Here is a 23279-nt window from a genome sequence, read left to right on the forward strand (position 1 = left end):
ATGCTGACGCGCTTTTTTGCCCTGATCGGCGCTCTGGCGGTGGGCGCCGCACTGGCCCTGCTGCTGCGCCCGGCCGCCGCGCCGCCCGAGGCCCCCGCCCCGCCGCTCATCGCACTGGAGGCCATGGGCCAGCTGGTCTCGGTGAAAGTGCATGAATCCAGCGTCATCGAGGTCACCGAAAACATCGCCCAGGACATTCCGCTGACCGGGCGCGAGCTGCGTTTTGGCTCGGCGCGCGCACTGCTGGTGGCGCGGGGTGAATGCCTGGCCGGCACCGATCTGCGCGCCAGCCACTACCGCGACATTGACGCCACCGCGCGCACCGCCACCCTGGTGCTGCCGCAGCCGGGGGTGATTTCAGCGCGCGTCAATCACGGCCCCCGCCAACAGGGCGGATCGTATTTTTACGAGATCACCGGCAGCGGTCTGGAACCCTTTCTGCCCGGATCAGCCACCCGCACCAAGGCCACCGACGCCGCCCTGGCCCGCGCCGAAACCGTCATCCGCCAGGCCTGCGCCAGCCAAAGTGTGCTGGAAAGCGCGCGCAGCAACGCCCTGGCCGTGCTGCGGCCACTGTTCGCCGTCACCGGCTGGACGGTGACGCTGGCGTGGGCCACGCCCGCACCGTGAACATCGACCGCCACCAGCTCGATGCGGCCGCCCGCGCGGGCCTGATCGCGCCCGGTCAGGCCGAGGGGCTGTGGCAGTTTCTGGCCGCGCAGCAGGGCAGCCGCGCCACGCTGCGCCTGACGCACGTGCTCTACCACCTGGGCGGGCTGATCGCCATAGGCGCGATGACGCTGTTCATGACCCTGGCCTGGGAGCGCCTGGACGGCTGGGGTATTGCCGGGCTGGCGCTGCTGCTGGCGGCGGGCGCCCTGCTGCTGGCCGAAGCGCTGCGCCGCCGCGATCTGCTCCTCCCCACCGGGCTGACCGCCGCGCTGGCCGTGGCGCTGACCCCGCTGGCGGTCTGCGGCGTGCAAAAGGCGCTGGGTCTGTGGCCGACCGAGGGCTGGCCTGCGTCCGGCTTCGAAAACCGCTGGCTGCCGATGGAAGCCGCCACCGTGCTGACCGGCCTGCTGGCGCTGTGGCGTTACCGCCTGCCCTTTCTGGTTCTGCCCATCGCCATCGCGCTGTGGGCCCTGAGCCAGGACGCCGCGCCACTGTTTTTGGGCGCCAGCAGCAGCGATCTGCCCTGGGGCCTGCATGAGCGCGTCTCGCTGGCTTTGGGGCTGGCCCTGATACTGACAGCGGTCTGGGTGGATGTGCGCACGCGGCGCACGCCCGATTTCGCCTTCTGGCTGCACCTGGCTGGCGCCAGTGCCTTCTGGGTCGGCCTGTCCCTGATGAGCACCGGCAGCGATCTGGCCCGGTTCGTCTACCTGGGCCTGAATGTGGTGATGGTCCTGGGCGCCGCACTGCTCTTGCGCCGCGTTTACGCCGTCTTCGGGGCTCTGGGCATCACCGCTTACCTGGCCTGGCTGGCGCAGATCGTCTTTGCCAACAGCCTGCTCTTCCCCCTGGCGCTGGCCGCCATCGGCCTGGGCGTGATGGCGCTGGGCATCGTCTGGCAGCGCTGCGAGGCACAGCTGGCACGGCGATTGAGCACATGGCTGCCGGAGCGCTGGCAGGGCCTGGGACGCCACGGGTCCTGACACCCCGAAAAGCACAGAATTCCGGGTTGGCCAAACAGAAACCCCCGCAGCGTTGCCACTGCGGGGGTTTTGTATTTTGGCTCCTCGACCTGGGCTCGAACCAGGGACCTACGGATTAACAGTCCGGCGCTCTACCGACTGAGCTATCGAGGAACAGAAGCAAAGATTATAGCCAGATTTTCAGCGCTGTGTCGGTGGGCGCTGAAATTTTTTCGCCTTCAGCGGATCAGCTCGTCGAGCTTGTCCTTGCGGTTCTTCCACTCGTCGGCGTCGGGCAGCGCGGCCTTGCGCTTGGTGATGCTGGGCCAGCCCTTGACCAGCTCGGCGTTGAGCTGGATAAAGTGCAGCTGGTCGGACGGCACGTCTTCCTCGGGGAGGATGGCGTTGACCGGGCATTCGGGGATGCAGACCGCGCAGTCGATGCACTCGTCGGGGTCGATGACCAGGAAGTTCGGGCCCTCGCGGAAGCAGTCGACGGGACAGACATCGACACAGTCGGTGTATTTGCAGCGGATGCAGGCTTCGGTAACCACGTGTGTCATGGCGGCATTTCCAGATTCAGCAGGTTCGGCAGACGGGCGTCACGCCCGAAAAACAAGGATTGTAGCGGCTGAGCCCGAGGCCCGCAGGCCCCGGGATTCAGGGGTGCACAAGGACGGGATCCGGCCTCAGGCGTTGGACTCGCGGGAGGCGCGCTTGCGCTCGTGCTCCTGCAGGTGGCGCTTGCGCAGGCGGATGCTCTTGGGCGTGATCTCGACCAGCTCGTCGTCCTCGATGAACTCGACGCCATATTCCAGCGTCAGGTCGATCGGCGGGGTGATCTTGATGGCGTCTTCCTTGCCCGAAACGCGGAAGTTGGTCAGCTGCTTGGTGCGCGTGGCGTTGACCACCAGATCGTTGTCGCGGCTGTGGATGCCGACGATCATGCCTTCATACACGGCGTCGTTGGGCTTGACGAACATGCGGCCGCGATCGTCCAGTTTGCCCAGCGCGTAGGTGAAGATTTCGCCCGCATCCATGCTGATCAGCACGCCATTCTTGCGGCTGGCGATCTCGCCCTTGTGCGGCTCGTAGCCGTCAAAAATGTTGCTGATCAGGCCAGAGCCACGCGTCAGGTTCAGGAATTCGTTGGAGAAACCGATCAGGCCACGCGCCGGAATGCGGTACTCCAGGCGCACGCGGCCCCGGCCGTCCGGCTCCATGTTGACCAGTTCGCCCTTGCGCTCGCCCAGCGCCTGCATGACGCCGCCCTGGTGCTGTTCTTCCACGTCGGCGGTGACCAGCTCGATGGGCTCGCAGCGCTCGCCGTTGATCTCCTGGAAAACCACGCGCGGTTTGGACACAGCCAGCTCGTAGCCTTCGCGGCGCATGTTTTCCAGCAGGATGGTCAGGTGCAGTTCGCCCCGGCCGGAGACTTCAAAAATGCCGTCTTCGCTGGTTTCGCGCACGCGCAGCGCGACGTTGCTCTGCAGCTCTTTCTGCAGGCGGTCCCAGATCTGGCGGCTGGTGACGAACTTGCCTTCGCGGCCGGCCAGCGGGCTGGTGTTGACGCAGAAGTTCATGGTCAGCGTCGGCTCGTCGATCTTGAGCATGGGCAGCGGCGAGGGCTGCGCCGGGTCGGTCAGCGTCACGCCGATGCCCAGGTTCTCGATGCCGTTGACCAGCACGATATCGCCCGGACCGGCTTCGGCGGTCTGCACGCGGGCCAGACCCTCGAAGGTCAGCACCTGGTTGATGCGGCCCTTGAAGCTCTTGCCGTCCGGCCCTTCCATGACCAGCACGTCCATGGAGGGCTTGAGCGTGCCCGCATTGATGCGGCCCACGCCGATGCGGCCGACGAAGCTGTTGTAGTCCAGCGCGGAGATCTGCAGCTGCAGCGGCGCCGCCGGGTCGCCCTGGTGGGCCGGCACGTGCTTGAGCACGGTGTTGAACAGCGCCGACATGTCGGGGCCCCACTGCTCGCCGGGCTCCCCTTCGGTCAGGCTCGACCAGCCGTTGATTCCGGAGGCGTAAACCACGGGGAAATCCAGCTGCTCGTCGGTCGCGCCCAGCTTGTCGAACAGATCGAACGCGGCGTTGATGACCTTGTCGGGGTTGGCGCCCGGCTTGTCCACCTTGTTGACGACGACGATGGGCTTGAGACCCAGCGCCAGCGCCTTGCGCGTCACGAAACGCGTCTGCGGCATGGGACCTTCCTGAGCGTCGATCAGCAGCACCACGCCGTCCACCATGGACAGGGCGCGCTCGACCTCGCCGCCGAAATCCGCGTGTCCGGGCGTATCGACGATGTTGATGTGCGTGCCCTCCCAGGTCACGGCGCAGTTCTTGGCCAGGATGGTGATGCCACGCTCGCGTTCGATGGCGTTGTTGTCCATCACCGTGTCCACGACTTTTTCGTGTTCGGCGAAGGTGCCGCTCTGGCGCAGCAGTTGGTCAACCATGGTGGTTTTGCCGTGGTCAACGTGGGCGATGATGGCGATATTGCGGATTTGGCGACTCATGTCAGGATTTCTCGGTGAGCGGGACAGTTGGGACAGGGCGGGCGGCGGACCGGCTCTGCGGCAGGTCGCGGGGAGCCCGCAAGAGGGAAAACCAGGAAAGATCAGGTGGGAATCAGGCGGCTAGCAGGCGGATATCAGGCCGGTCGGGGCGCCTGGTCCAGCACAGCCTGCACTTCGGGCGGGCTGAGCAGGCGGTCGGGAATGAGTTCGCGGGCGCGGATGTGCGCCATCCCCAGAAAAGCGGCGGGCTGGGGTCCGTAGACGCGCACGCGCTCGCGGTCCGGCAGCGCCGTGCGGCGGCGCAGGCCACTGAGGAATCGGCCCGATTCGGCATCGTCCAGACGCACCACGGGCGCGTCCTGGATCAGGGTATCGACCCCGCGCAGTACGCCCGCAGGCCACTGCGGCAGCGGGCGCTCGGCCAGGCCTTCGAGCTGCTCCAGCGTGACGCCGCTGGCGACCTCCAGATCGCCGCTGGCCACGCGGCGCAGTCCAGCCAGGTGGGCGCCGCAGCCGAGCTGCTGCCCGATGTCGTGCGCCAGGCTGCGGATGTAAGTGCCTTTGGAGCAGCGCACGCGCAGCCTGAGCAAGGGCATCTGCAAATCCAGCACCGTGACTTCATGCAGGGTAATGCGGCGCGGCGTGCGCTCCACTTCCAGACCCTGGCGGGCCAGCTCGTAGAGCGGCTGGCCGTCTTTTTTCAGGGCGCTGTACATGGGCGGCAGCTGCTCCTGCTCGCCCTGCAGCGCGGCGCAGACGGCGGCGATGCGCTCGGACGTCACGCCGTCCAGCGGGCGCTCGTCAAGCACGGGTGTTTCGGCGTCGAAACTGGCCGTGGTCTGGCCCAGGCGCAGGAGCGCCTCGTAGGTTTTGTCCGCGTCCAGGCCGCTGGCGGAAAACTTGGTCGCGGCGCCCAGGCACACGACCAGCAGGCCGTCGGCCAGGGGGTCGAGCGTGCCCGCGTGGCCGCCTTTTTCGGCGCCCGTGAGGCGGCGAACGCGAGTGACCGCGTCCTGCGAGGTCAGGCCGCGCGGCTTGTCCAGCAGCAGCACGCCGTGGATGGCGCGACGCGGCGCGCGCACCCGCTGGGGGCGGGCCGCCGGGGCTGTGCTGACGCTGGCAGGGTTCACGGCTGGGGCTCGTCCCCGGGGCTGTCCTGCAGCGCCTGTGTGATCAGCGTGCTCATTTGCGCGGCGCGCTCCAGCGTCGGATCGTAGAAAAAATGCAGCGTCGGCACGGTGTGAATGTGCAGGCGCTTGAAGAGGCCATTGCGCAGGAAACCCGCCGCCTCGTTCAGCGCCTCGCCGGTGGCGGTCTTGTCGCCGACCAGCACGGTGAACCAGACCTTGGCGTGGGCGTAGTCGGGGGTGACGTCCACCCCGCTGAAGGTGACCATGCCCAGGCGCGGATCTTTCAGCTCGCGCACCAGCTCGGCCAGATCACGCTGGATCTGGTCGGCCACGCGCAGGCTGCGGTTGGGGGTGGATTTCTTGTGTCGCATGAGGCCCGGTCGCTCACTCGAGAGTGCGCGCCACTTCCTTGATCTCGAAGAATTCCAGCTGGTCACCTTCGTAGATGTCGTTGTAGTTCTTGATCGTCATGCCGCACTCGAAGCCCTCGCGCACTTCGCGGACATCGTCCTTGACGCGCTTGAGCGTATCGATCTCGCCGGTGAAGACCACGATGTTCTCGCGCAGCACCCGCACGCGCGAACCGCGTTTGACCACGCCCGAGGTGACCATACAGCCCGCGATGGAGCCGATGCGCGACACCTTGAAGACCTGGCGGATCTCGGCGCCGCCGATGATCTCTTCCTTCTGCTCGGGAGCCAGCATGCCGCTCATGGCCTGCTTCACGTCGTCCAGCGCGTCATAAATGATGCTGTAGTAGCGCAGATCGATGCCGTTGCCTTCGGCCAGCTTGCGGGCCTGGGCGTCGGAGCGCACGTTGAAGCCGATGACCACCGCCTTGGAGGCGATCGCCAGGTTGACGTCCGATTCGCTGATGCCGCCGACGGCCGCGTGCACGATCTGCACCCGGACTTCCTCGGTGGACAGCTTGAGCAGCGACGCGGCCAGCGCTTCCTGCGAGCCCTGCACGTCGGCCTTGATGATGATGGGCAGCGTCTGGGCAGCGCCCTGGCCCATCTGCTCCATCATGGATTCGAGGTTGGCGGCCTGGCGGCGGTTCAGCGTCACTTCGCGGTACTTGCCCTGACGGAAAGTGGCGATTTCGCGGGCGCGGCGCTCGTCGGCCAGCACCATGAAATCGTCGCCCGCCTGAGGCACTTCGGTCAGGCCCTGGATTTCCACCGGGATGGACGGGCCGGCTTCGGCGGTGTTCTGGCCGTTTTCGTCCAGCATGGCGCGCACGCGGCCATAGCTGGCCCCGGCCAGAACCACGTCGCCGCGCTTGAGCGTGCCACTGCGCACCAGCACGGTCGCGACCGGGCCACGGCCCTTGTCCAGACGCGCTTCAACCACCAGGCCCTTGGCCATGGCGTCGACGGGCGCGCCCAGCTCCAGCACTTCGGCCTGCAGCAGGACCTGCTCCAGCAGCTCGTCGATGCCCTGGCCGCTCTTGGACGACACGCCGATGAAGGGCGAATCACCACCAAACTCTTCGGGCACGACGCCTTCGGCGACCAGCTCGTTCTTGACGCGGTCCACGTTGGTGTCGGGCTTGTCGATCTTGGTCAGCGCGACCACGACAGGCACCTTGGCGGCCTTGGCGTGGGCGATGGCTTCCTTGGTCTGCGGCATGACGCCGTCATCGGCGGCGACCACCAGGATGACAATGTCGGTCGCCTGCGCACCGCGGGCCCGCATGGCCGTGAAGGCCTCGTGACCCGGGGTGTCCAGGAAGGTGATGGTGCCGCGCGGCGTCTCGACGTGGTAGGCGCCGATGTGCTGCGTGATGCCCCCGGCTTCGCCCGAAGCGACGCGCGAGCGGCGGATGTAATCCAGCAGCGAGGTCTTGCCATGATCGACGTGGCCCATCACGGTGACGACGGGCGCGCGGGTGATCATCTCGCCCGAGTAGGCGGCGTGTTCGTCCTCGGTAAAGGCTTCCGGGTCGTCCAGCTTGGCGGCCAGCGCCTGGTGGCCCATTTCCTCGACGAGGATCATGGCCGTTTCCTGATCCAGCTGCTGGTTGATGGTGACCATCTGGCCCAGCTTCATCAGCGCCTTGATCAGCTCGGAGGCCTTGACGGACATCTTGTGCGCCAGGTCGGCCACCGAAATGGTCTCGGGCACATGAATCTCCTGCACCACGAACTCGGCCGGAGCGACAAACGACGGCGAATTGTCCTGGCCACGGCCACCACGGCGACCGCCGCGCGGGGCTTTCCAGCCCGCACGTCCGGCGGAAGTGTCGGTGCGGCCCTTGGTCGCGGCGCGGCGCTTGGCGGCGTCGTCGGCCCAGCTGGACGACAGCTTCTCGGATTTGACCGATTTCTTGTCGCCGGGCTTGACCTCGGCAGCCTTGGCCTTGGCAGCCACAGCGGCCGCATCGGGCTCGGGCTTTTTGGCCGTCAGCACCTTGCGCGGCGCAGCCATCATGGCGCGGATCGCGGCGGCTTCGGATTCAGCGGCCTTGCGGCGCTTTTCCACGTCCTGCAGGTTGGTCAGCGGCGCAGCGGCAGCAGGCGCAGCGCTGGCAGCGGCGGTCTCTGCCACGGCCGGAGCCGCCGGGGCCGCTTCAGGCGCGGACGCAGGGGCAGCCACTGCTTCGGCGGGCGCTTCGACCTTGGCGGGTTCCGCCTTGACCGGCTCGGCCTTGGGCGGCGCCTTGGGGGCCGTGGGTTTGAAGTTGTAATCAATGCGCGCGCCGATGCGCGGCTTGGCGGGCACGCCGTCCAGCACCACGCGGCCGGATTCGATGGCAGCATCTTTGGCCGCCTCGCGGGCGGCACCGGCGGCCTGGGCGGATTCGGCCTGCGCAGCTTCAGCAGCAGCGCGCTCGGCGGCGGCGGCTTCCTGGCGGGCGGCCTCGGCGGCAGCTTCAGCGGCTTCCTGGGCGCGGCGGGCCTCGGCGGCGGCCTGGGCCTGCAGAGCCTCTTCTTCAACGCGCAGGCGCTGGGCGGCCAGTTCGGCGTCGCGCAGGGCCTGGTTGCGGCGCTCGGCCTCCTGGGCCTCGTGCTCGCTCTGGGCCACCGACGCGGCGCTGTCCACATCCTCGCGGCGCACAAAAGTGCGCGTCTTGCGCACCTGCACCTGGATGGTGCGGGCCTTGCCGCTGGCGTCGGCCTGCTTGATCTCGCTGGTCTGCTTGCGCGTCAGCGTGATCTTCTTGGTCGGGTCAGGAACGGCTGCGCCAGACTCGCTGCGCAGATGGGCCAGCAGACGGGTCTTGTCGCTGTCGCTCATCACGTCCCCGGCCGAAGACTTGGGCACGCCGGCCGCTTTGAGCTGCATCAGCAGCGTATCTGTCGGTTGTTTGAGTTCCGCAGCAAACTGGGCAACGGTGGTCACAGCCATGAAATTTTTCCTTCGCTGAAGCCAGCGCACCCGCGCCAGACTTCGTATCTCTTGCAATGCCTTGCGGCGCTTCAGTCGTTGTTCATACGGCCGCCGTCAGGTCGTGAACCAGTGCTCGCGCGCTTTCAGGATCAGCGCGGTCGCCTGTTCTTCGGACATGCCGGTGATCTCCACCAGCTCGAACACCGCCAGGTCGGCAAAATCGTCCAGCGTGGCCACGTCGGCGGCGGCCAGGCTGGCCAGCGCTTCGGGGCTCAGGCCCTCCAGGCTGGAGAGCTCGCGCGTCGCCTGGTTGACCCGCTCGGCCTGCGCGATCTCCTGCGTCAGCAGCACATCTTTGGCGCGCTTGCGCAGTTCGTGCACGGTGTCTTCGTCGAAGCCGTCGATCTCCAGCATCTCCTGCAGCGGCACGTAGGCCACTTCTTCCAGGGTGGTGAAGCCTTCGGAGATCAGGATCTCGGCGACCGTCTCGTCCACGTCCAGCTTGCTGACGAACACGTCGCGGATGCCGGCGGTTTCGGCCTCCTGCTTGGCCATCGATTCCTCGGCGCTCATGATGTTGATGCGCCAGCCGGTCAGCTCGGACGCCAGGCGCACGTTCTGCCCGCTGCGGCCGATGGCCACGGCCAGGTTTTCCTCGTCAACCACGACGTCCATGGCGTGTTTTTCTTCGTCCACCACAATGGACTGCACGTTGGCCGGGGCCAGCGCGCCGATGACGAACTGCGCCGGATCATCCGACCACAGCACGATGTCGACCCGCTCGCCCGCCAGTTCGTTGGTCACGGCGTTGACACGCGACCCGCGCACGCCCACGCATGTGCCGATGGGATCGACGCGCTTGTCGTAGGACACCACAGCAATTTTGGCGCGGCTGCCAGGGTCACGGGCGCAGCTTTTAATTTCCAGCAGGCCCTGCTCGATTTCGGGCACTTCCTGCGAGAACAGCTCGATCATGAATTGCGGGCTGCTGCGCGACAGCATGATCTGCGGGCCGCGCACAGTCTGCTCCACGCCCATCAGCAGGGCGCGCAGACGGTCACCGGCGCGCAGGTTTTCGCGCGGGATGGTTTCGCTGCGGCGCAGACGGCCTTCGACGCGGCCGGATTCGACCAGGATGTCGCCCTTGTCGCTGCGCTTGACGGTGCCGATGAAAATTTTCTCGTTGCGGTCCAGGAAGTCGTTGAGCAGCTGCTCGCGCTCGGCGTCGCGCACCTTCTGCAGGATGACCTGCTTGGCGGCCTGCGCCCCGATGCGCCCGATGGGCACGGATTCGATGGCCTGCTCGATGTACTCGCCCACCTCGACGCCGGGGCGCTCGTCCTGCGCCTCGAAGTGCAGCATCTCGCGGTCGGGCTCCTGCAGGCCGGCCTCGTCGGGCACGACCAGCCAGCGGCGGAAGGTTTCGTAGTGGCCGGTGTCGCGGTCCACCGCCACACGCACGTCCACGTCTTCCTCGTAAAAGCGCTTGCTGGCCGAGGCCAGCGCAGCCTCAACCGCCGCGAAGACCACATCGGCTTCGACGTTTTTCTCTTTGGATATGACATCCACCAACAACAAGATTTCGCGACTCATGCCGTCCAGTTCCTTCCGTCCCGTCTGCCCCGGGGGCAGCCCTCTGTTCTGTTTGATCCGTGTGTGCGGGGGCGGCCTCAGTCGCCGCGACCCCGTCCGCGAAAATCCACCACCGGCACCAGGGCCGCCGACTGCAGCTCGTGCAGCTCAAAATCCAGCGAGCGTGGCGCCAACGCCACCTCGCCTGCCTCAGTCTCTGTCCCGGCCAGTGCGCCTTCTTCCACCGGCAGCGCCACCATTGGCTCGGCCTGGCGGGCGCGGGCGTTGCTGGCCTTGCTCTTGCGGGCTTTTCCGCCCGCCGCCGCAGCGCCCGCTTTCACGCCGGATTTCACGCCAGTCTTGCCCCCGGATTTCGACGCCGCATCGTCCAGCAGCAGCGCCCAGTGGCCGTCCGCCGCGCCATCGTGGCGGAACAGCACGCCTTCGTACTTCTTGCGCCCCAGAAAAGGCTGGCGCAGCGTCAGGCGCACGCGCTCGCCCGTGAAACGCTCGAAATCAGACGGCTTGTTCAGAGGCCGATCCAGCCCGGGCGAGGACACTTCCAGGCGTTGATACTGCAGGTTCTCGACCTCCAGCACGTACTGAAGCTGGCGGGTGACGCGTTCGCAATCCTCGACCAGCACGAATTCGCTCTCGCCCGTCAGGTAAACGTGGCCGGGCACCCGGTCTATCGTGACCTGCAGCGTGGCGCGCGGCCCCCACTGCACATCGACCAGGTCATAGCCCATGCCGCTGACGGTGGCCTCAAGGGCAGCACGCCACCCGCCGGATGAAGGCGCCGGCTGAGGCTGGATGCTGTCTGTATCACGCATGAAAAAGGTATCACCCGAATGATCCAAAACGGATCGTCCAAAAAAAAGGCACTCCGGACAACCCCGCAGTGCCTTTTCTACCGCTTGTTTGGTAGGCGCGATTGGACTCGAACCAACGACCCCCACCATGTCAAGGTGGTGCTCTAACCAGCTGAGCTACGCGCCTAAGGTCAAGCAAGCATTGTAGCAGAAAATTTTGGCAACGCAGCAGCGACTGCTTGAGTTTTCTGCCGGTGTCCTGGCCGCCAAGCGACAGTCAGGACGGGGTGGTCAGACCGTCTGGGTCTTTTCCGCCACACGGATGTTCTGGGCCATCAGGCCACGCGGGCCGGTGGCGATGTCAAAACTGACGTAAGCGCCTTCTTTGAGCGTCTTGAAGCCTTCCATGGCGATTGCCGAGAAGTGCGCGAAAACATCTTCGCCACCGCCCTCAGGCGCAATAAAGCCGAAGCCTTTGGTGTCGTTAAACCATTTCACTGTTCCGAATGCCATGTTTATCTCCGTGTAAAACTGGCAAACCAAGACAGGAGCGGACGACCTAAACTTGCTTGCCTGTGCCGCAAGAGCGCGGCGTGGGGGTTGACGAGCCTGATCTCGGCACTGGTCACAATGGCTGGGGCTGCTTCGTTCCCGACCTGACCCGGTTCACCACGCTTCCATGCGAGGAGGCCCGTCGCTGATCATTGTATGACAAGGCAGCGCAAACCCAAGTTTTCGCCATTTCGCTACACCGCAAAAGGTTTTTTGTGCCAGAAACTTCACTACAGCTGGGTATTTTTGCCTTGGGAGGCACGATTGCCGGTACGGCCAATGCCCCTGGCGCGACCGTGGGTTATCGCGCGGGCGCTCTGGATATCAGCGAACTGCTGCGTGGACTGCCCTTTCCGGCGCACTGCGCGCTGACGGCGCGGCAGGTGGCGGCCATCGACAGCAAGGATCTGACCGCCTCCCACTGGCACGATCTGCTGGACGCCATGGACGCCAGCCCCGGGCATCAGGCCGCTGTCGTCACCCACGGCACCGACACCCTGGAAGAAACCGCCCACTGGCTGTGGCGGCTGCACGCGCCCGGCCAGCGGCCCGTGGTGCTGACCGCCGCGATGCGCCCGGCCGACGCCCCCGGCGCCGACGGCCCGGGCCATCTGGTGGACGCGCTGGCGCTGGCGGCTGACCTGGCACAGCGCCACGCGGCAGGGCAGCCCTCGGCGGTGTGGGTGACACTGCACGGGCAGATCTGGCGCGGTCTGGACATGGACAAAACCCGCCCCTACCACCTGCCCGCCTTCGAATCGGTGGACTCCGGACCGTGGGGGCTGGTGGAGAACAGCCACGTGCGCTGGCTGCGCGACCCGGCTGCGGCGCTGCAGCCGGGTCCGCAGGATCACGCGCAGGCGCTGGCGACCCTCGCCGCTGGCGCGCAGCGCTGGCGGCAGGACCGGGATGCGCCCTGGCCCTGGGTGGAGGTGATTTACGCGACGGCGCAGGCCGACCCCCGCCTGATTCCGGCGCTGGTTCAGGCGGGCGTTCAGGGGCTGGTGCTGGCCGGGCTGGGCAATGCGCAGGTGCCGCAGCGCTGGGAAGCGGCTGTCGAGGCCGCCCGCGCGGCAGGCATCACCGTCTGGGCGTCGTCGCGCTGCACGCGCGGCCAGCCGGTGCCTGCGGGACAGCCGCCTTTTTCGGCGCCCCAGCACAGCGGCCAGTTCCTGTCGCTGGCGCGGCTGCGGCTGGATTTATGCCTGACTTTGCTGGCTTTTCGACGGGCCTGACGCGGCGGGCGGCGCCCATAATCGGCGCACTTCCTGAAATTCAACGTCGGGTCATTCATGTTTGCCGCCCTCAAGAAGCTGCTGTCAGCCGCTCACCGCTCCCGCCGCTGGAGCGAAGCGGCCGCGTGGGCGCGGTCACAGAACGCGGTGCTCAAACCCATCCGCGACCAGGACGGCTTTGTCATCGAAGGCGAAAGCCAGGGCCGCGCCTGGCGCCTGGAGTGGGGGCCGTCGCGGCGCATTTATATTCCCGGCCCCGAACTGCGCCTGATCGCCCACGACGCCCTGCCCCCCGAAATGCTGCTGCTGGCGGCCAACCGCCATCTGGCGGCCGAAATGGAAAAGACGGTGTTCGAGCAGTTCACCGGCGCCGTGCAGACACGGGCTGATCTAAACACCCCGGAAGAAATGCGCTGGCTGGTGATGATCCCCAAAGTGCCCGCCAGCGACGTGCCCAAGGTGCGCACGCACTGGATGGCGCTGGCCAGCCATGTGCCCTGGATGGTGCACTGGCTCAATTCCAGCCTGGGCGACGCGCTGGGCGCGCACTACCCGCAGCACAGCCCGGTCACCCACCCGGCGGTGTGGGTGGGGCTGCGTGGCAAGCTCACGCTGCGCACCGGCCTGGCCACGCCCACCGCTGCGGCGCTGGATTACTGGCTGAAACTGTTCACGCTGGCGACCGCTCAGGCGGCGCAGGTCGGACTGGCGCCCCCACCCGCTCCAGACAGCCGCAGCGATCTGGACGCCAGCACCACCCCGGCGCTGTGGATGCCCAGCCAGATGCCCACCCTGCCCATCGGCGACACCGACGACGCACCCCGGCCGCCCCAGGGGCACGGTTCCCAGCCGGTACACTGACCGCCATGTTAGATTCGGCTCCAGGATACACCGCCCGGCCCTTTCACCGTCCCCCATCAGGCATGTCCAAAGCAATCCCCCCCCTGCTCGCACTCACGGCCGCTCTGGCCGCCGCCTTCCCGGCCCAGGCGGCCACGCTGGGGGCATTTGCTCCCCAGGCCGAGATCGGCTCCGCACTGCGCTGGCAGATTCCCCTCCAGGGCAACGATCTGCCGCTGGATGCGTCCTGCGTGCGCGTCAGCGCCACCCAAGGCGACAGCGGACTGCGCATCAGCCACAGCGTGACCGGCAATGTCCTGACCATCCGCTCGCTGGGCCCTGTGCAGGAGCCCGTGGTCAATGTGCGCATCAGCCTGGGCTGCCCGACCACATTTGATCGCACCCTGGTCGCCCTGGCTGATCCGCCGGGCAGCGCCCGTGCGGCACCGGCGGTCGCTGCACCGGCTCCAGTTGCAGCGGCGCCTTCGGCTCCGGCTGTGGCCACGACCATTGCTCAGGCAGAAGCCAGCGCAGCAACGGCTGCGGCCCCTGCCGTGACGCCTGCCCCGGCGCGCCTGCCGCGCGTCCCCAGTGCCGAGCTGCCCGCGCTGGCCCAGGTGCCGACGCCCGCCCGCAATGTGCCGCCCGCCACACCGGAGCGCAGTGCGCAGGAAGCGCCACGCACGTCAGTGCTGGATGCGCCAGCGTCCACCCCATCTCCTGTGGCCGTCAGCCCGGATGCCCTGCTGGCCGCGCAATTGCGCACGGCCGACGAAGCCATTGCCCGCGCGCTGGGACGCGCCGTACCCAGCGCCAGCCGCAGCGCCAGTGCAGCGCCCCCGCGCCGCGCCGCCGAAAGCCGCGCCACGGCGCCCCGTCGCAGCACGGCCAGCGTGACGCGCAAGCGCCCCGCTGCACCGCCCAGCCGCCCGAGCCGGGCGCTGGCTGCGGCCTCTGCCGCATCGGCTGCCACCAGTGCCGATCTGGACGACACCCTGCCGCTGACCGCCGGGGTGCCCCGCTCGCCGCAGGTTGGTGACCGCCTGCGCCTGGACGACATCCAGCACGGCCTGACGCTGGACGACCAGTGGGTCGAGCCCACGGCCAACGCCACGACCACCGCTGGACAGGCCAGCGAGCAGATCCTCTTCGGCCAGGACGCCGCCGCCAGCGAGGCGCGCATCCTGCAGCTCGAGAAAGAAGTCGGCGATCTGCGCAGCCAGGTCGCCCAAGGCGGTTCAGGCAGCGCAGGCGCTCCGGCGGCCAGCGCAGGAACTCCAGCCAGCGACGACAGCAGCTGGATGACCTGGGCTCTGGCCGCAGGCGGTGGCCTGCTGGCCCTGCTGCTGGCCCTGGCCGTGATGCGCCGTCGCAAAGGTCAGACGAAAGACGCTGGCAGCGACGCGGCCCAGTCTCTGGCACCCCGCACCGCCGCCAAAACGCCGCTGCAGCCCTGGGAGACCGCACCCGAGACCGCCCTGCCCGTGGCAGCACCCGAACCCCCGACGCCCGCAGTTGCGCCGGCGCCCGAAGCCGCTCCGGCCAGCTTCTTTGAAGAGCTGGATGAGCCCGCCGCTGCACCGGCCGTGGCCGCCGCTGCGCCCGAACCGGACAACGCCGATCTGCTGCTGGACGAAGAATGGGCCCAGCCGCCCAGCGACGAGCTGACCGCGCACTTCCACTACGACGATCTGGTCGATCTGCAGCAGCAGACCGAGTTTTTTGCCGCCTTCGAGGACGACGACAAGGCCGTGGCCCTGCTGGGCGAATCGGTCAAGGGCCGCGCCGCGCGCTGCCCGATCGTCTACGGCCACCTGCTGGAGCTGCTGCAGCGCCAGGGCGACGAAGCCACGTACGCGCAGGTCAGCGAGCGCTACCGCCGCCTGTTTGGTGCTGCAGCGCCCGCCTTCGGCCAGCCTGTGCTGGACGGCCCGGGCCTCGAAACCTACCCCGAGCTGCTGCAGCCGGTGGAAGACGCTGCCGCGCAGCCGCAGGAGGCCATGGCCCTGCTGGACGGCATCCTTTTCCCGACCTCGCCCGAACTGTCCAGCCTGACGCTGCCCGCTTACTGCGACGCTCTGGCGCGCTACGGCGAGCTGCACACGCGCTGGACCGAACAGGGCGGTCTGACCTCGCCCGCAGCCAGCCTGCCTTTCGCCGACGACGCGCTGCAGTCGCGGGCCACCAGCAGCCCGGTCGAGGCGGCGACTGCCGCCGCTCCAGCCGCCGCAGTCGCCATGGCGGCCGCTGCGACTGCCGCCGCTGCTGCGGGCGCCGCCGCCGCGCTGGCCAGCCCCTCGGCCCCAGCCGAAGCCGCCGCCGGATCGGACGATGACGACCAGGCCGACAGCCCGCTGGCCGAGTTCCAGCGCCTGTTTGGCGCGGAACCCGAAGCCGAATCAGGTGCAGAGGCCAGCGAAGAGGCCACAGCCCACTCGGCCCACGACGCCAGCAGCGATGACCTGGACATTGATCTGGATGACGGCGCCGATGCGCCGTCCGCCGACCTGAGCGTGGCCCAGGTGGCCGCGCCGCCCGCGCCGGAAGGTTGGCCGCAGACGCCGCAGCAGGCGCAATCCCTGCCGGTGTTCGAGGGAGCCGCCGAGGGCGACGAGGAACTGCTGTCCGCCTTCAGCGAGGCTTGGGACGCCGCTGAAAGCGTGCCGCCCGACGAGCACGGCGGCGACATCACCGATTTCACGCCCATCCCGGATCTGCCGGCGACGCCAACGCCAGCCCAGACGGAAACCCCCGAAGACGTGCTGGACGCGGGCGACCTGGATCTCGATTTCGATCTGGACGATCTGGCGCTGGAAGAACCCGCCGCCGCGCCCGCACCCGCTGCGGAAAGCCCGGACGTACTGGCCGATCTGGAGGCCGAGCTCGACAGCATGGCCCTGAGTCCGGCTGGTGCGCCCGAACCGGCTGCCGACGAGGCGGTGGACGTCGATTTCGACGCCCTGCTGGGCGACATGGCGCTGGACGACAGCCCGGCAGTGGCTTCGCCCGCCCCGGCCCCTGCGGCGGCGACGGCTGCAGCGGCCAAGAGCGACGATCTGGACTTCGATTTCGACGACCTGCTCGCCCTGAGCGAAGACGGCGCCAAGGCCAGCCAGACCCCGGCGGCGGCCGCTCCCGCCCCCGCTGATCCGGCCGACGATTTCGCCAGCCTGCTGCGCTCCAACAGCGGCAAGAAGTTCTGATCCGAAGAAGCTGAAGCTGGCACGCGGATCGCCCCCGCGCCGCCCACAAAAAACCCCGGTCACCGCAAGGTGCCGGGGTTTTTTGTGGGGGAGGCCGCGGCCGGGTCAGGCGGTACCGCCCACCGTCAGGCCTTCGATGCGCAGCGTAGGCTGGCCGACGCCGACGGGCACGCTCTGGCCCTCTTTGCCGCAGACGCCCACGCCGGTGTCCAGCTCCAGGTCGTTGCCTATCATGGACACGCGGGTCAGTACGTCGGGGCCGTTGCCCACCAGCGTCGCGCCCTTCACGGGGTACTGCAGCTTGCCGCCTTCGACCCACCAGGCTTCGCTGGCCGAGAAAACGAACTTGCCGCTGGTGATGTCGACCTGACCACCGCCGAAGTTGACGGCATACAGGCCCTTGTCCAGGCTGGCGATGATGGCCTGCGGATCGTCCTGCCCGGCCAGCATATAGGTGTTGGTCATGCGCGGCATGGGCAGGTGGGCGTAGCTTTCGCGGCGGCCGTTGCCGGTGGGCGCCACTTTCATCAGACGCGCGTTCAGGCTGTCCTGGATGTAGCCTTTGAGGATGCCGTCCTCGATCAGCACGTTGCGCTGGCTGGCGCAGCCTTCGTCATCGACGTTGAGCGAACCCCGGCGGTCGGGCAGCGTGCCGTCGTCCAGTACGGTGACGCCTTTGGCCGCCACGCGCTCGCCGATGCGGCCCGCGAAGGCGCTGGAGCCCTTGCGGTTGAAATCGCCCTCCAGCCCGTGGCCGATGGCCTCGTGCAGCAGCACGCCGGGCCAGCCCGGGCCGAGGACCACAGTCATCTCGCCGGCCGGTGCGGGGCGGGCTTCCAGGTTGAGCAGCGCACCCTGGACGGCCTTCTCGACGTAGCTGGCAACCAGTTCATCGTTGAAATACAGCAGGTCGTAGCGCCCGCCGCCGCCGGACGATCCCACCTCGCGGCGGCCGTTCTGCTCGGCGATCACGGTGACCGACATGCGCACCAGCGGGCGCACATCGGCGGCGCGCGTGCCATCGGCGCGGGCGATCATCACCACATCGTATTCGGCAGCCAGGCCGACCATGACCTGCACCACGCGCGGATCGCGGGCGCGGGCCAGGCGCTCGGCGCGCTCCAGCAGGCTGACTTTGGCCGCGCTGTCCAGCGAGGCGATGGGGTCAAAGGGGCGGTACAGCTCGCGGATGGGCGCGATGATCTGGGGCGCATCGACCTTGATGCGGCGGCTCTGCCCTGCCGCCGCAATGCTGCGCACGGTGCTGGCGGCGCCCAGCAGGGCGTCGGGCGTCAGCGCGTCAGAGTAGGCGAAGGCGGTTTTTTCGCCCGACAGGGCGCGCACGCCCACGCCCTGGTCAATGGAGAAGCTGCCGCTTTTGACGATGCCTTCCTCCAGGCTCCAGCCCTCGCTGCGCGTGTACTGGAAGTAGAGGTCGGCGTCGTCCACATCGTGGGCGGCCATGCGCGAGAAGGCCTCGCGCAGATGGGCTTCGGTGAGGCCATGAGGCTCCAGAAGGAGCTGCTGCGCGACGGCCAGTCGCGCCAGGGTGGGTTCAGTGCTGATCATGGGGTGATTGTAGGAGCGCCATCCGCGGCCTGCACGCCTTTTGCGGGAAGCCCGGCGCGGCGGGACCAGTATGCGGCCAGGATAGAGCCGGACACGTTGTGCCAGACGCTGAAAATGGCGCTGGGCACCGCCGCCAGCGGCGTGAAATGCTGCGTGGCCAGCGCCACGCCCAGGCCCGAATTCTGCATGCCCACCTCGATGGCCAGCGTCTTGCGCGACGGGTAAGGCAGCCCGGCCAGCTTCGCCGCGCCATAGCCCAGCAGCAGACCCAGCCCGTTGTGCAGCATGACCACGCCCAGGATGAGCAGGCCGCTGTCCAGAATGCGCGCGCGGCTCAGCGCGACCACGGCGGCCACCACCGCCACAATGGTCAGCACCGACACCAGCGGCATCGCCTGCTCGATGCGCTGCGTGCGCTCGCCCAGCAGCGCCTTGGCCGCCATGCCCAGCACCACCGGCACCAGCACGACCTGAACCACCGAGATGAACATGGCCCAGGCCGACACCTCCAGCCACTGGCTGGCCAGCAGGTAAATGAGGGCCGGGGTGACAAGCGGCGCCAGCAGCGTGGTCACCGAAGTCAGCGCCACCGACAGCGCCGTATCGCCGCGCGCCAGAAAGGTGATGACGTTGGACGCCGTTCCGCCCGGACAGGCGCCGACCAGGATGACGCCCACGGCCACTTCCGGGGGCAGACGCAGCCCGGTGGCCAGCGCCCAGGCCAGCCCCGGCATGATGATGAACTGCGCCGCCACGCCAATCGCCACGGCGCGCGGCTGGGCCAGCACCTTGCGGAAATCACCCAGCGACAGCGTCATCCCCATGCCAAACATGATCACGCCCAGCATCAGCGGAATCCACGGGCCAATCCAGGTGAAAGCCGATGGCGCCAGCAGCGCCAGCCCCGTGAAAGCCAGCACCCACAAGGCAAAAGTGCGGCCCATCCAGGCGCTCAGGGTATTTATTGTCGGCATATATTTTCAGTTCGAACAGGTCAGGTGTTTTGATCCGAGCGCCACAGTCGGGAGCTCACGCACCATTTTCACGGATTCGATGAGGGTATTTTTCTCGGCTGAAGTCAGTGTTTTCAGATCACCATCATTGAAATAGACCAGCGCCTTCAGGCTCTCACTGGGCTGAAAGTTGAGGCCGAACATCACGCGGGCGCTGGCAAGGCCGCGTGACAGACTGACCCCGGCATTGATCATGGCGGCAATGTCGCGATAATCTTTGGCCTCGGCGCGTTGAAGAACGACTTTGACTTTGGTCGCCATCAGATCATCAAAAGAAGCCACCTGCAAAATACCGTCGTCGGTATATTCAGGCTCACCGACACGGCCAAAGGTGATATTGCCGAAGAAGGCGATTTTGACGCGATCCAGATCTGAATCCCCCGGAGCAACCTGTACCACCCAGGCGTTTTCCTGATCCTGAAGTGTCGTGGCCTGCGACAGGAATGGAAAAGCTGCCCGGATGGCATCACGATTCAATGGGTTTGCCGAGAAAAAATCAAAATCGATTGAATCCCGGCGCCCAAGCCGAAGTGCAATTGCAGTGCCGCCATACAGTACAAAACCGATCTTCGGGGCACTGGCAAGCTCAGGCCAAAGGCGCTTTTGAGCGCCGGGCAGTATGTCAAAGCAAGGTTTAAACCGCCCTGTCATGCAAACCGCCGCACTGGCAAGGCGGGGACATCATCGTCGGCAATGGCCAGCCCCAGCCGGTAGTGCCAATATGCCCAGGAGCGCTCATTGAACTGGCCGGCTTGTGCATTTATCAGGATGTCGCGCAGGGCATCGTCGCCCACCTGTGAGGCCAGTAACTGGACATCGGAGTAATCCCCGATATTCATCACCTGGGCAATCACCCGCTCAGGCATAGTCACAGCTTCTTCGGGCGATTTCCACCAGATGTATTTATGCGCCAATGGTTTCAAATGCTCCAGACTGATCTGAATCATGGGGATATGGGCCCTGACAGTTTGAGGGTTTAAGGCTCAGAAATCTTACGGCATCAGGGACAGGGCGACAACCCGCATGACCCGCCCCTCCCCCAGAAGAACTAGTTCTTCTGGCCTCCCGCCACCCTCCCGCTGGCGAATTCACGGCGCGGGCCCTGCCGCCTACAGTGCCGGATGACCCTGGGGCCCGTTCCGGCCCGGGGATTTTCACCCCTTCATCCGCCCGACATCATGCCTGCCGCCGCCGCATCACCCCCCTCGTCCCGCCAGGCCAATTCGGTTCTGGTCGCCAGCACCGTGGCCTTCACCCTGTGCTTCGCCGTCTGGATGATGTTTGCCGTGCTGGGCATTCCCATCAAGAAGCAGCTGGGCCTGAACGACACCCAGTTCGGCCTGCTGGCGGCCATGCCGGTGCTGACCGGCGCGCTGGTGCGCGTGCCGCTGGGCATCTGGACCGACCGCTACGGCGGCCGCCCGGTGTTCGCGCTGCTGATGCTGGCCTGCGTCGTGCCGATCTGGCTGATGAGCTACGCCACCCAGTACTGGCACTTTCTGGTGCTGGCGCTGTTCGTGGGACTGGCCGGGGGATCGTTCTCGGTGGGCACGCCCTACGTGGCGCGCTGGTTCAGCCGCGAGCGCCAGGGTCTGGCCATGGGCATTTTCGGCGCGGGCAATTCGGGCTCGGCACTGACCAAGTTCGTCGCTCCGGCCCTGATCGCTGGCGCGGGCACCTGGACCATCGTGCCCAAGGTCTACGCCGTGGTGATGGCCGTGACGGCCGTGCTGTTCTGGCTGTGCACCTCCAGCCGCCCCGAGCACCTGGTGACCCAGAGCGCCAGCCTGCGCGAGCAGATGCGCCTGCTGCGCGACCCGCGCGTGTGGCGCTACTGCCAGTACTACTCGGTGGTGTTTGGCGGCTACGTGGCGCTGGCGCTGTGGATGACGCAGTACTACATCGGCGAATACGGCTTCGACATCAAGCTGGCCGCGCTGCTGGCGGCCTGCTTCTCGCTGCCCGGCGGCGTGCTGCGCGCCGTGGGCGGCTGGGTCTCGGACAAGTACGGCGCCTACAAAACCACCTGGTGGGTGATGTGGGTGTGCTGGGTCTGCCTCTTCATCCTGAGCTACCCGCAGACGCACTTCACCGTGCTGACCGAAAACGGCCCGCGCAGCTTTGACATCGGCCTGAACCCCTGGATGTTCACCGCGCTGCTTTTCGTCGTGGGCATCGCCACGGCCATCGGCAAAGCCTCGGTGTTCAAGTTCATCGCCAACGACTTCAGCGACAACATCGGCGCCGTCTCCGGCGTGGTCGGCCTGGCCGGGGGCCTGGGCGGCTTCCTGCTGCCCATCCTGTTTGGCATCGCGCTGGACCTGACGGGCATCCGCTCCAGCTGTTTCATGCTGATGTACGGCACCGTCTGCATCAGCCTGATCTGGATGCACTTCAGCTTCCGTGACAAAGCGTCCCAGTCCGCCTGAACCCGAACCGCATTTTTCTGAACCCTGATCCTGTCTGACCCGGAGCTGTTATGTCCTCACCCGTTCTCACCCGCTGGGAGCCCGAAAATCCCGCTTTCTGGAAGGAAAGCGGCGCGCGCGTCGCCAGCCGCAACCTGTGGCTCTCGATCCCGGCGCTGATGCTGGCCTTCATCGTCTGGATGCTGTGGAGCGTGGTCGTCGTCAACCTGGACGCCGCCGGGTTCGAGCTGTCCAAAAACCAGAAATTCTGGCTGACCGCCCTGCCCGCACTCTCGGGCGCCACGCTGCGTATTTTCTACAGCTTCCTGGTGCCGATTTTTGGCGGACGGCGCTGGACGGCGCTGTCCACCGCCAGCCTGCTGATCCCGGCGCTGGGCATGGGCTTTGCGCTGCGCGACCCCAGCACCAGCTACCCCACGCTGCTCATCCTGGCGCTGCTGTGCGGCCTGGGCGGGGGCAACTTCAGCTCCAGCATGGCCAACATCAGCTTCTTCTACCCCAAGGCCAGCAAGGGCTACGCCACGGGCATGAACGCAGGCATCGGCAACCTGGGCGTGAGCGTGGTGCAGTTTGTGGTGCCCGTGGTGATCGCCATGAGCCTGGGCGCGGCCTTCGGCGAGGGCCATGTCAGCGTCAAGGACGGCGTCGAGCGCACGATGTGGCTGCAGAACGCCGGTTTCGTCTGGGTGCCCTTCATCATCGTGTCGGCGCTGGCGTCCTGGTTTGGCATGAATGACATCGCCGACGCCAAGGCGTCTTTCGCCGACCAGGCGGTGATTTTCCGCCGCGCGCACAACTGGCTGATGTGCTGGCTGTACGTGGGCACGTTTGGCTCTTTCATCGGCTTCTCGGCCGGTCTGGCGCTGCTGACGCAGTCGCAGTTCCCCGGCATCAACCCCACGGCCTACGCCTTCCTGGGGCCTTTTGTCGGCGCGCTGACGCGGCCCGTGGGCGGCTGGATCTCTGACCGCCTGGGCGGCGCGCGCGTGACGCTGTGGACCTTCATCGGCATGTCGCTGGCGGTGGTTGGCGTGATCGCCTTCCTGCCCTCCGGCGGAACGGGCGGCAACTTCTACGGCTTCCTGGGCATGTTCATCGTGCTGTTCGCGCTGACCGGCATCGGCAACGGTTCGACCTTCCGCATGATCCCGGTCATTTTCCTGACCCAGCACCAGCGCGCCGCCAAAGGCAAAGGCGAAGCCGCCCAGAAGCTGGCCGTGCAGGACGCCAGCCGCGAGGCCGCCGCCGTGCTGGGCTTCTCGGGGGCCATTGGCGCCTACGGCGGCTTCTTCATCCCGAAATCGTTCGGCACCTCGATCGAGATGACCGGCAGCCCGATGGGCGCGCTGCTGCTCTTCATCGGCTTTTACATCACCTGCATCGCCATCACCGGCTGGTTTTACGCCCGCCGCAATGCCCCCATGCCCTGCTGAAA

The 23279-nt window shown here is 67.1% G+C and carries 19 protein-coding genes, 2 tRNA genes and 1 other RNA gene; 7 read left to right on the top strand and 15 right to left on the bottom strand.

Translation table 11 applies throughout. The features are described from left to right. Both RV045_RS05935 and RV045_RS05940 read left to right on the top strand, forming a co-directional pair. On the top strand, positions 1-630 hold the full coding sequence (locus tag RV045_RS05935) for a DUF4230 domain-containing protein (RefSeq protein WP_423234854.1): 630 nt from the start codon (positions 1-3) through the stop codon (positions 628-630). Next, on the top strand, positions 609-1655 hold the full coding sequence (locus tag RV045_RS05940) for a DUF2157 domain-containing protein (protein ID WP_423234855.1): 1047 nt from the start codon (positions 609-611) through the stop codon (positions 1653-1655). The genes RV045_RS05935 and RV045_RS05940 overlap by 22 nt, the downstream gene beginning before the upstream one ends. A gap of 77 nt (positions 1656-1732) precedes the next feature. Here RV045_RS05940 and RV045_RS05945 read toward each other — a convergent pair. The 11 genes from RV045_RS05945 to ffs all read right to left on the bottom strand — a co-directional run bounded on the left by RV045_RS05945 (position 1733) and on the right by ffs (position 11699). Beyond that, positions 1733-1808: transfer RNA gene (locus tag RV045_RS05945), tRNA-Asn, on the bottom strand. A gap of 65 nt (positions 1809-1873) precedes the next feature. Further along, positions 1874-2197 carry a ferredoxin FdxA gene (fdxA, locus tag RV045_RS05950; protein WP_423234856.1) on the bottom strand — a complete coding sequence of 108 codons (324 nt, stop codon included), beginning with the start codon at positions 2195-2197 and terminating at the stop codon, positions 1874-1876. Between the two features lie 126 nt (positions 2198-2323). Beyond that, positions 2324-4156, bottom strand: a complete 1833-nt coding sequence (typA, locus tag RV045_RS05955) for a translational GTPase TypA (RefSeq protein WP_423234857.1) — start codon at positions 4154-4156, stop codon at positions 2324-2326. A gap of 134 nt (positions 4157-4290) precedes the next feature. Continuing rightward, positions 4291-5286 (bottom strand): tRNA pseudouridine(55) synthase TruB, encoded by a 996-nt coding sequence (gene truB, locus RV045_RS05960; protein WP_423234858.1) that lies wholly within the window; start codon positions 5284-5286, stop codon positions 4291-4293. Next, positions 5283-5657 carry a 30S ribosome-binding factor RbfA gene (gene rbfA / locus RV045_RS05965; RefSeq protein WP_423234859.1) on the bottom strand — a complete coding sequence of 125 codons (375 nt, stop codon included), beginning with the start codon at positions 5655-5657 and terminating at the stop codon, positions 5283-5285. The genes truB and rbfA overlap by 4 nt, the downstream gene beginning before the upstream one ends. Before the next feature lie 13 nt (positions 5658-5670). Continuing rightward, a complete protein-coding gene (infB, locus tag RV045_RS05970; RefSeq protein WP_423234860.1) occupies positions 5671-8637 on the bottom strand; it encodes a translation initiation factor IF-2 in 2967 nt (988 codons plus the stop codon). Positions 8638-8733: 96 nt separating this feature from the next. Beyond that, complete coding sequence (nusA, locus tag RV045_RS05975) at positions 8734-10212, bottom strand: transcription termination factor NusA (protein ID WP_423234861.1); 1479 nt, start codon at positions 10210-10212, stop codon at positions 8734-8736. Between the two features lie 77 nt (positions 10213-10289). Continuing rightward, positions 10290-11024: an LSm family protein gene (locus tag RV045_RS05980; RefSeq protein ID WP_423234862.1), complete on the bottom strand. Its 735-nt coding sequence runs from the start codon at positions 11022-11024 to the stop codon at positions 10290-10292. A gap of 89 nt (positions 11025-11113) precedes the next feature. Continuing rightward, positions 11114-11190, bottom strand: a tRNA-Val gene (locus tag RV045_RS05985). A 104-nt stretch (positions 11191-11294) separates the two neighbouring features. After that, complete coding sequence (locus RV045_RS05990) at positions 11295-11516, bottom strand: cold-shock protein (RefSeq protein ID WP_423234863.1); 222 nt, start codon at positions 11514-11516, stop codon at positions 11295-11297. Between the two features lie 86 nt (positions 11517-11602). Beyond that, an RNA gene (ffs, locus tag RV045_RS05995) (signal recognition particle sRNA small type) lies at positions 11603-11699 on the bottom strand. A gap of 71 nt (positions 11700-11770) precedes the next feature. Between ffs and RV045_RS06000 the strand changes: the two genes are divergently transcribed. From RV045_RS06000 to RV045_RS06010, 3 genes are all read left to right on the top strand, one after another. Beyond that, complete coding sequence (locus RV045_RS06000; protein ID WP_423234864.1) at positions 11771-12790, top strand: asparaginase; 1020 nt, start codon at positions 11771-11773, stop codon at positions 12788-12790. 57 nt (positions 12791-12847) lie between these two features. Then, entirely contained in the window at positions 12848-13651 is an 804-nt protein-coding gene (locus RV045_RS06005; protein WP_423234865.1) for a hypothetical protein, read from the top strand. A 62-nt stretch (positions 13652-13713) separates the two neighbouring features. Further along, positions 13714-16833, top strand: coding sequence for a hypothetical protein (locus RV045_RS06010; protein ID WP_423234866.1), 3120 nt, complete (start codon positions 13714-13716; stop codon positions 16831-16833). Positions 16834-16938: 105 nt separating this feature from the next. Here the strand turns inward: RV045_RS06010 and tldD are convergent, their stop codons facing one another. Genes tldD through RV045_RS06030 form a run of 4 tightly spaced genes read right to left on the bottom strand, consistent with a single transcriptional unit; the run spans position 16939 to position 20362 of the window. Continuing rightward, positions 16939-18402: a metalloprotease TldD gene (gene tldD / locus RV045_RS06015; protein ID WP_423234867.1), complete on the bottom strand. Its 1464-nt coding sequence runs from the start codon at positions 18400-18402 to the stop codon at positions 16939-16941. Continuing rightward, a complete protein-coding gene (locus RV045_RS06020; protein ID WP_423234868.1) occupies positions 18399-19376 on the bottom strand; it encodes a bile acid:sodium symporter family protein in 978 nt (325 codons plus the stop codon). The genes tldD and RV045_RS06020 overlap by 4 nt, the downstream gene beginning before the upstream one ends. A gap of 6 nt (positions 19377-19382) precedes the next feature. Beyond that, positions 19383-20066: a nucleotidyl transferase AbiEii/AbiGii toxin family protein gene (locus RV045_RS06025; RefSeq protein ID WP_423234869.1), complete on the bottom strand. Its 684-nt coding sequence runs from the start codon at positions 20064-20066 to the stop codon at positions 19383-19385. Further along, positions 20063-20362, bottom strand: coding sequence for a hypothetical protein (locus RV045_RS06030; RefSeq protein ID WP_423234870.1), 300 nt, complete (start codon positions 20360-20362; stop codon positions 20063-20065). The genes RV045_RS06025 and RV045_RS06030 overlap by 4 nt, the downstream gene beginning before the upstream one ends. 231 nt (positions 20363-20593) lie before the next feature. On the opposite strand from RV045_RS06030, the gene RV045_RS06035 reads away from it, so the two are divergent. Next, positions 20594-21844 carry an MFS transporter gene (locus tag RV045_RS06035; RefSeq protein WP_423234871.1) on the top strand — a complete coding sequence of 417 codons (1251 nt, stop codon included), beginning with the start codon at positions 20594-20596 and terminating at the stop codon, positions 21842-21844. A gap of 50 nt (positions 21845-21894) precedes the next feature. Continuing rightward, entirely contained in the window at positions 21895-23277 is a 1383-nt protein-coding gene (locus RV045_RS06040) for a NarK family nitrate/nitrite MFS transporter (RefSeq protein ID WP_423234872.1), read from the top strand. Positions 23278-23279 lie beyond the last annotated feature (2 nt).

It is taken from the genome of Amphibiibacter pelophylacis, assembly GCF_037688875.1.
Taxonomy (GTDB): Bacteria; Pseudomonadota; Gammaproteobacteria; order Burkholderiales; family Burkholderiaceae_C; genus Amphibiibacter; species Amphibiibacter pelophylacis.